Source organism: Bacillus sp. GMs2/2 (assembly GCF_050172095.1).
Lineage (GTDB): Bacteria > Bacillota > Bacilli > Bacillales > Bacillaceae_G > Bacillus_A > Bacillus_A cereus.
In genome coordinates, this window is the sequence record NZ_JBNLYE010000163.1 from 1 (window position 1) to 9119 (window position 9119).

The window sequence follows — 9119 nt, forward strand, 5'->3', positions numbered from 1 at the left end:
AATTGCACTTTCTTATTATTCATACTATTATAAAAATAATGGTGTAACATTAAAAAAGGAGGTATTATATGCAATTTACAAATACGAAATTTAATGGAGCCGTCGTTGAATTAACTCTTTTAACTGAAATCATGGAAAACAACCACTTCGTACTTGCCGGACAGTGGGATTATGAACGAGTTACATACGATTATAAATTTGAAATATTAAAGGATGTTTATTATTTACGAGTGCAAGGAGTTGCTGTTGAAGGTGACATTGGCAGTAGACACGCTGAAGTAAAACTACTCCCCCCCTTATTAGGAAAACATTATTATCCTCACGGCGTTGAATATGGTGATGATGAGACTTTCCCAACGAATGTACTTCAAAAAAGCGAACAACTCCTACAAAATGTCGAAAAAGAGTTAAAAGAATTTCAAATTATTGATTAACAAAAACAAGCGCATCAATATGATGCGCTTGTTTTATTTCCCTTCCCTAAGAATGAATCGTTTTTTTTACTGGATATCCATAAATAGATCCATCTTTTACTTTAATCTCATCTTCCCAAGGAACCTTATATTTACCTTCAGCTAAATCTTTTACAAACGTATATGGATTTTCTTTCACCCCACCAGGAGTTGCTACATATCCTCTTGAACCTAGATTATATATATTATTTTCCAATCCCCATCCTAATCTAGCCTGATCTGCTAGTTCTGGATATACTTCAGCAGTAACAATCTCCCACGGATTTCGATGACCCTGTACTAAAGTAGTCCCATCAAAGTTACATACTTGTCCTTCACCAAAGTAATAAAATACACCATCATAACCCGCTAAGTTTACCGATAATGTATACATTAAATTTTGCCATGCATTTGAACGATTGGTTAGCATCCATTGTTCACTAACTTGTGTACTATATCCAGAAATACGAATTAAGACATTTGCACCTTTATAGGCTGCTTCACGAGCTACTTCAGGGAACATGCCATCATGACAAATACAAACAGCTAATTTACTTCCTCCAGGTCCATCACAAACAGGTAAGCCTAAATCTCCAGCTTTCCAAGGCTCGACTGGCACCCAAGGATTTAGCTTACGATACTTCAAAATCATTTCACCTTGTGGATCAATAATAACTGCTGTATTATATGGCTCTCCACCATCAGGATTTTTCTCCATTATTGAAAAAACACCATATACTTTAGATTCTTTACATGCCTCAGCAAATAAGTCTGTTTCTGGCCCAGGCACTGTGCATAAAAATTCTTCTGTAGTCCATTTTTTTGTATTGAGCCCTTGTGTACTATATTCAGGAAATACTATCAATTCTAAACCAGGGTAACCTGATTTGGTCGAATGAATTGTTTTTATGATTTGTTGAATTTGTTTATCAATGTCTGCACGCGATTCTACTACTGGTACTGGATATTGAATTAGTGCTGTCAAAAAACCACTAATCGGCTTTACCATACTTCCACTACTACCCATTTAAACTCCCCCTTAAAATAGTTCGTGTTTATTAAAGATAACAATATATATTTGCAACTCTCTAAAAAACTTGCACTACATATGGAATTATTACGCATGAAAGCTAGTAGTAAATTTCATCTCCACTTTTAGTACACGCCTACACTAACTTAACATAAAAAGTTAGAAAATTCAATCTTTTTAAGGTAACTAAAACTAAAAAGAAAAAGCGCATGGAATCCCATACACTTTTTTACTTAGTCTGTAAATACGGCGGCAATTGTTGCAACTGCTCCTTATCCTTTTCACGTTCTCTACGTGCCCATCTAAAGAATACATAGCCTATAATTGTACCGTACACTATTTCCTGGACAATTTTCATTATGATACCACCAGTTTGCTGGTCTTGTACGACTGGCATCCAGTGCAAAAATTCTGGTCCCGTTATATTTAAATCCGATAAAGTGCCCGCTGGTACACATAGTTCCATCGCTTTCATCCAAGCAGCCGGATCCGTATACGTTGCAAATAACGGCGCTGTCGCAAAAATGATTAACGCACAAGCAGGCGTTAATAATATACCGTTAGCAAACATATACCCAAGTTTCTTTATATCACTTAACGTTTGATATTCTGGTAATGGATTTAACATCGGCCACCACATCATGATTGCTGTAAAAAACAATATAGCGAGACAAATAGGATGAGCTATTTGACTTTGTTTTACTGTATCAAAAACAACTGGTAAATGATAAAAAGAAAACAGGCCGTTAAATACAAACAACGCAATAAGTGGTTTAGCAAATGCATTTAATATAATTTGAACGAACTTAAAAGAAGTAATGTAACGATATAACCAAATTGGTATACCAAGCAACAGTAACGGCGGAACTGCAATATACATGACTGCCATTTCAAACATATGAGCACTAAATATAATATGGCCAATTAAATCAATAGGCCCTCCCTTTACAAAATACAAAAGAACAATACCAGTCGTAAAATAAAAAATTTGCTTCTTACTTACCTTCGTCGCATTTTCAAATCGCATTCTATATGGCCCAATAATTAAGAAGTACCCAATAAGAATCGAAAGCATAAATAATAAAAAGATAGGACTCCATAAAGCCTGAAAACCAAATATCCACAAGTTACTCATTTTCACACCTACCTTCGTAAGGTTATCTCATAATATGAAGAGGGAGCTGTGACAACACAAGCTCCCTTATTTTTCACTTTTCAAATCCACACGATTGTCATAAAAGCTAAAATTGTAATTAACCCTATTAGCAGACCAGAGTAAAGAAAGAAACTTGCTGCTTCATGTCCTTTATGACTCATATGCATAAAATAATACAATTGAAAAATTACTTGTACCACTGCTAATAGTAAAATAAACGGTACAGAGAAAATCGGACTAAAAGTTTTTGGATACGCCACTGCTACAAATGCAACTAATGTTAAAAAAATCATTAATGCAAACGTAATAACTTGATGCCTCATTTCCTCCGCACTTTTTCTCTTCCGATAAACAAGATCAACTTTAGGATTATTCGTTTGCTTTATCGCCATTGTTTATCCCACCATTCCCATTAAATATACTACAGTGAAAATAAACACCCAAACTACGTCAATAAAGTGCCAATAAATCGATGCAACATAAAACTTCGGTGCATTGTATAAATTTAGACCTCTCTTCGCATTTCTAAAGATTAATGTTAAAATCCAACATAACCCAAACAATACGTGGAGTCCATGTGTACCAACAAGAGCATAAAACGCAGAGCCAAATGCACTACTTCTCATAGTATGCTTAAATTCATGTGTATAATGATAAAACTCATATATCTCAAATCCTAAAAACCCTAAACCTAGCAATACTGTTACTAGTAACCAAAGCTGCATTTTCTTAAAGTTAAAGTTTTTCATGTGATACATCGCATATACACTCGTTAAGCTACTCGTTAATAAAAGCATCGTCATAATGAAAACGAGTGGCATTTGGAACATCTCTTGAGATGTTGGTCCACCATTTGTAGAATTCTTTAACGCTAAATATGTGCCGAATAAGGAAGCGAACAACACTGTTTCGCCTCCAAGAAATAACCAAAAACCGACAAACTTATTTTTCCCTTCAAGGGTTGCTTTTTCAGGCTCTGCTGGAAATGTTTCATTCGTTAACTTTTCATCTACATGCATTATGCCTTGCCCCCCTTATCCTCTAAATCTTCTTTATGAATATGATACCCATGATCATCAATTACTGAACGTAGGAACATTGCGCCAAATGTAATGATTAAACCAATAATTGCTACTAATAACCAGAACTTATCTTTTCCGCCCTGCATATACATCGCACCAAATGCCGCTATAAACAATCCGAAAGAAATAACAAATGGTGAAAACGAAGGATTTGGCATATGAATATCACCAACTGGTTCCGCTGCTGTCATCTCTTTATTACCTTCACGTTTTTCAATCCAAAACGGATCTAATCCGCGAACAAATGGTAATTGTTTAAAGTTATATTCTGGTGTCGGTGCTGGCATTGTCCATTCTAATGTACGTGCATCCCACGGATCACGACCAGCTTTTTCTTTTGATACTGTCGTTTTAATTACATTGAATAGAAGAACAATCGTTCCAAGAGCCATAAACACCGCTCCGATAGAACTAATCATATTCCCCATTTCCAACCCTTGCCCTTCAAGATATGTGTAGTAACGGCGTGGCATACCAATCAAGCCAAGGAAATGCTGAATAAAGAACGTTAAATGGAAGCCGATAAAGAATAGCCAAAACGTTATCTTTCCTAATGTTTCATTTAATACTTTATTAAACATCAGTGGCCAATAATAATGAGCTCCTGCAAGTAAACCAAATACAACACCGCCAACGATTACATAATGAAAATGCGCTACTACGAAATAGTTATCATGAAATTGATAATCAGCTGGTGCAGATGCTAGCATAACCCCTGTAACTCCACCCATTACGAATGATGGAATGAAAGCTACTGCCCACATCATTGGTGTCGTAAAACGAATACTTCCACCCCACATTGTAAAGAGCCAGTTGAATATTTTGATACCAGTCGGAACCGCAATCGCCATTGTTGCAACTGAGAAAATAGCATTAGCAACCGGACCAAGTCCAACAGTAAACATATGGTGCGCCCATACCATAAATCCTAAAAATCCAATTAATACAGTCGCAAACACCATCGATGAATAACCAAACAATCGTTTTTTCGAAAATGTTGCGAAGATTTCTGAGAATATTCCGAAAGCTGGGAGTATAAGAATGTATACTTCTGGATGACCGAAAATCCAGAATAAATGCTCCCATATAATTGTATTCCCGCCCAATGCCGGATTAAAGAAACTTGTTCCAAATAAACGATCTAACATTAAAAGTCCTAATCCTACAGTTAACGGCGGAAAAGCGAATAATATAAGCGAAGATGTTACAAATGTTGTCCATGTAAACATCGGCATACGCATATACGTCATTCCTGGCGCGCGCATATTAATAATGGTTACAAGGAAGTTAATTCCTCCAATTAATGTACCAATACCTGAGATTTGCAAGCCGAGTACATAGAAATCAACACCATGACCTTTAGAGGCTAAAGCTAAAGATGCATAAGATGTCCATCCTGCATCAGGTGCTCCACCTAAAAACCAACTTAAATTTAAAAATACTCCACCAAAGAAAAATAACCAAAATCCGAGTGAATTCAAAAACGGGAACGCTACATCACGTGCACCAATTTGAAGTGGTACAGCGGCGTTCATAAATGCAAACACGAGTGGCATAGCTGCGAGGAAAATCATTGTTGTACCGTGCATCGTTAATACTTGATTATAAGCATCCCCAACAAGAAAAGCGTTGTTAGGAATCGCTAATTGAAGGCGAATAAATAGAGCTTCTATTCCGCCTATTACAAAAAACAATCCACCTGCAATTAAATAGAGAATGGCAATCTTTTTATGGTCTACTGTCGTTAAATAATCCCATATGACAACACCCATCCCCTGTTTTTTTGCTACAGAACTCACGTTTTCAACCTCCCCTTCGCGAATAGTCCCTCTTTACTTTTCAACTTTTAACGTTTGTAAGTATGCATTTAATGCATCAATTTGATCATCCGTTAAGTTGCCATATTTGCCAGTCATTTTGTTTCCTGGCTTCATATTTTCAGGATCTTTCAGCCATTTTTTTAAGTTTTCTTCATTGTTTTCGGCAATACCGGCAACCATATCGCGATCCGCAAAGTTTGCTAAGTTTGGTGCGATACGAGCGGAAGGTGGTCTACTATCATTAGATCCAACTGCGTGACAACCAATACAGCTTTTATTAAATATTTCTTGGCCCTCTTGCGCCTTTGTTGAAGCTACTTCTTTCTTTCCATCAATCTTCTTCATATCAGCAAGCCATTTTTTGTACTCGCTTTCATCTAAAGCTTTCACTTTAAATTGCATTAAAGAATGTGATGGACCGCAAAATTCTGTACAAAAACCATTATAAGTGCCCGATTTATCTGCCTTTAACCACATTTTGTTCACATTGTCTGTATTTGTATCCATTTTCCCTGCTAAAGATGGAACCCAAAATGAGTGTTTAATATCGGCACCCTTCAAATTTAAATACACTTTCTTACCTGTGGGGATGACCAAATCTTGCGAAGTTACTATCTTTTCTGATTTATAAGAAAATTCCCACCAATAAAGATTCGCTGTTACATCAACAACGATAGTATCTTTATCAATATTCTTTTTCTCCATCGCACTTACATCAGCAAGTTTGAATGTATATGTAACTGTTGGAACAGCTAAGATTAGTAAAAGAATAATCGGAATAACTGTCCATATAATTTCTAGCTTGTGATTCCCTTCAACTTGCTCTGGAATATAATCTTCCTGACCTCTCTTTTGTCGGAAACGCACAATTACATATAAGAAAATAATAGTAACTACTAGTACTACTCCTACCATGATTGCACTTGCCAGTAGAAGTAAATCATATTGCATTTTTGCTACTTCTCCTTGCGGAATTAAAGTAGATTGAAAGGCTTTACCGCATCCCCCTAACAGTAAAGCCAGCAGTGAAACGAACGAAAGCAGTCGCCACTGTTTCTTCATACAAACAACCCCCACTTTCCTTGTGAATTAGATTGTACTTTATAGTTAAGTAAAGTAAATCTCAACGTAAAGAAATCCAATTATGTCGTTGTCTTAGAAGAATGTAACTACAATCATTGATACAAATAAGATTGTTAAATAATTTAGGGAATAAACAAACATTTGCACGGACCATTTGATGTCATCTTTCTTACGGAAGCCATAAAATCCTAAAACGATCCATCCGATGTTAAGCAGTGTTGCAATTACCATAAATGTTATCCCTAGTCCACTCATATAAAATGGTAGTGGTAATAAACATACTGTCCAAATCATAATTTGGCGTTTCGTAATTTCAAATCCATGAACTACAGGAAGCATTGGAATTCCTGCATTTCGATATTCATCAACACGTTTCATTGCTAATGCAAGGAAATGTGGGATTTGCCAAATAAACATAATTAAAAATAACATCCAAGCAATTGGATGGCCTAAAGATGGATCGATTGCTGCCCATCCAATTATAGGAGGAACTGCACCAGATATACTCCCTACAACAGTATTTAGTGTATACTTTCTCTTTGTCCATAAACTATATAGAACAACATATGTGAAAGCACCAATAAATCCCATTAAGACTGCCATTGGTGTTGTTAATAATAAAAATACAAAACCAAGAAGTAATATGACTAGTCCAAATGTAAGTGCAAATCCTGGTTTATACTTTCCAGTAACCGTTGGACGGGTCTTTGTTCTTTCCATTAATGGATCGATGTCTCGATCAATGTAGTTGTTTAAACAACATACCCCTGCCATAACTAATCCAGAACCAACGATTGTAAAGAATAACTTATCCAGATTGTCCATTACACTTAATCCATTAAAGTGTAATGCCAACCAAAATCCTGTAAATACAGTAAGTGTATTTGAGTTTACAATCCCCATTTTAACGAGTGCTTTTAAATCTTGTAACCGAGTTGTTTCCGGTACACTTGTAACAGCGGACTCATCATGCAGCTCACTTGTTGCATGGTTCATCACTCTAACCCCCTCTTAAAACTTTCATCTTTCTTTTTGCGCATATTTCAAATGAAATAATTCGCTTCTATATAGCAATATTATTACAGTAGAAACATTGTTAACCCATTCTACTACTAATCTACGCCCATACTCCAATATATTAAATCATATTTCCCGAACATTTTGTGAAGAAAACATGAACTTTTTGTGTCGAATATAAAAAACTTCATTCTGACTTGTCCTTATCATAACATGATGTTACCTTCTATAATAAACTATTTTGTCCTATTTAACACGTATTCTCCCCATTTCTTTTCAAAATAGCCTATTTTTCACCCAAAATTTTCCTTGCGAACCCTGTTTTTACACCTATTTTCTCTCCCTTTCCTTCCCCCTCCATTTCTTTGCTATTTTATTATTTTTTATATATCATAGGAACTAGCGCGTTTTATTCTATACATAATGGAATGAAAATATTTCGCAATAACTTCATAGCAGAAAGATGGTGAAAGAGATTGCAACGCTTTATTAAATGGTTAGCAGTCATTACAAGCCTTGATTTATTAATAGTTTTATTAGGAGGCGCTTTAGTTACAAAAACAGGTTCTGGTCAAGGTTGTGGTAAATCATGGCCACTTTGTAACGGTGAATTTGTTCCATCTAATTTATCAATGGAAACTATTATTGAACTTAGCCACCGATTAACATCAGGATCAGCTGGAATTCTTGTCACTCTACTTTGTATTTTGTCCTGGAAATATTATAAACATGTGCGTGAAACAAAAACGTTAGCAATTTTATCCTTCGTATTTTTAGTTGCACAAGCATTAATGGGAGCAGCAGCAGTTGTTTGGGGACAAATGCCAGCTGTACTTGCTATCCATTTCGGTATTTCCTTAATTTCATTTGCTTCTGTCATCTTATTAACGTGTCTTATCTTTGAAATTGACCAAAAATTTGATGCACGTTCACTTATTATGGACAAAAAAATGAAATTTCATATTTATGGTGTAACAATTTACAGTTATATCGTCGTCTACACAGGTGCTTTAGTACGTCACGAACGAGCTAGCTTAGCCTGTCCAGACTTTCCTTTATGTAGCAAAAACAGACCTATGCCAACTCAACTACATGAATGGGTTCAAATGGGCCATAGAGTTGCAGCGATGTTAATTTTCGCCTGGATACTATACGCGATGATTCTCGCTATTCGCCATTACAAGCAGCAACCTGTAGTATATTGGGGATGGATTATTTCATTTATCCTTGTTACACTTCAAGCTGTAGTAGGAGTTTTAGTTGTATTTACAAACGCTAGTTTAGCGATGGCATTGTTACATTCTCTATTCATTTCTTGCTTGTTTGCCGTACTATGCTATTTAGTTATGCTAGGAACAAGAAGTAAAGTGAATGCAAAAGAAGCCAAATCAACTTCTAAACAAACAAAATAATTTAAAACTAAAATCCCTTGCCAATTCGGCAAGGGATTTTTTGCAATAAAAAAGAGCTGTATTTACA

9 protein-coding genes are annotated in these 9119 nt (G+C 35.8%); 2 read left to right on the forward strand and 7 right to left on the reverse strand.

Annotated features, from left to right (window positions below):
* The first annotated feature begins 68 nt into the window (after positions 1-68).
* A complete protein-coding gene (locus tag ACQGS6_RS18140; protein WP_001160947.1) occupies positions 69-434 on the forward strand; it encodes a YugN family protein in 366 nt (121 codons plus the stop codon).
* Positions 435-480: 46 nt separating this feature from the next.
* Here the strand turns inward: ACQGS6_RS18140 and ACQGS6_RS18145 are convergent, their stop codons facing one another.
* The 7 genes from ACQGS6_RS18145 to ctaB form a co-directional block, all read right to left on the reverse strand.
* Positions 481-1479 (reverse strand): formamidase, encoded by a 999-nt coding sequence (locus tag ACQGS6_RS18145; RefSeq protein ID WP_000535802.1) that lies wholly within the window; start codon positions 1477-1479, stop codon positions 481-483.
* Positions 1480-1711: 232 nt separating this feature from the next.
* On the reverse strand, positions 1712-2617 hold the full coding sequence (gene ctaG / locus ACQGS6_RS18150; RefSeq protein ID WP_000069028.1) for a cytochrome c oxidase assembly factor CtaG: 906 nt from the start codon (positions 2615-2617) through the stop codon (positions 1712-1714).
* An 80-nt stretch (positions 2618-2697) separates the two neighbouring features.
* Positions 2698-3030: a cytochrome c oxidase subunit IVB gene (ctaF, locus tag ACQGS6_RS18155; RefSeq protein WP_000985706.1), complete on the reverse strand. Its 333-nt coding sequence runs from the start codon at positions 3028-3030 to the stop codon at positions 2698-2700.
* A 3-nt stretch (positions 3031-3033) separates the two neighbouring features.
* On the reverse strand, positions 3034-3657 hold the full coding sequence (gene ctaE / locus ACQGS6_RS18160) for a cytochrome c oxidase subunit III (protein WP_000557861.1): 624 nt from the start codon (positions 3655-3657) through the stop codon (positions 3034-3036).
* The gene (gene ctaD / locus ACQGS6_RS18165) at positions 3657-5492 is read right to left on the reverse strand and encodes a cytochrome c oxidase subunit I (protein WP_426965383.1); all 1836 of its coding nucleotides are present in this window, start codon (positions 5490-5492) and stop codon (positions 3657-3659) included. Before ctaD ends, ctaE begins: the two co-directional genes overlap by 1 nt.
* A gap of 60 nt (positions 5493-5552) precedes the next feature.
* A complete protein-coding gene (coxB, locus tag ACQGS6_RS18170) occupies positions 5553-6602 on the reverse strand; it encodes a cytochrome c oxidase subunit II (protein WP_000745276.1) in 1050 nt (349 codons plus the stop codon).
* A 93-nt stretch (positions 6603-6695) separates the two neighbouring features.
* The gene (ctaB, locus tag ACQGS6_RS18175; protein WP_426965382.1) at positions 6696-7619 is read right to left on the reverse strand and encodes a protoheme IX farnesyltransferase; all 924 of its coding nucleotides are present in this window, start codon (positions 7617-7619) and stop codon (positions 6696-6698) included.
* 497 nt (positions 7620-8116) lie between these two features.
* Here ctaB and ctaA point away from each other — a divergent pair, with 497 nt between their 5' ends.
* Positions 8117-9052, forward strand: a complete 936-nt coding sequence (gene ctaA / locus ACQGS6_RS18180) for a heme A synthase (protein ID WP_001188746.1) — start codon at positions 8117-8119, stop codon at positions 9050-9052.
* The last annotated feature ends 67 nt before the right edge of the window (positions 9053-9119 follow it).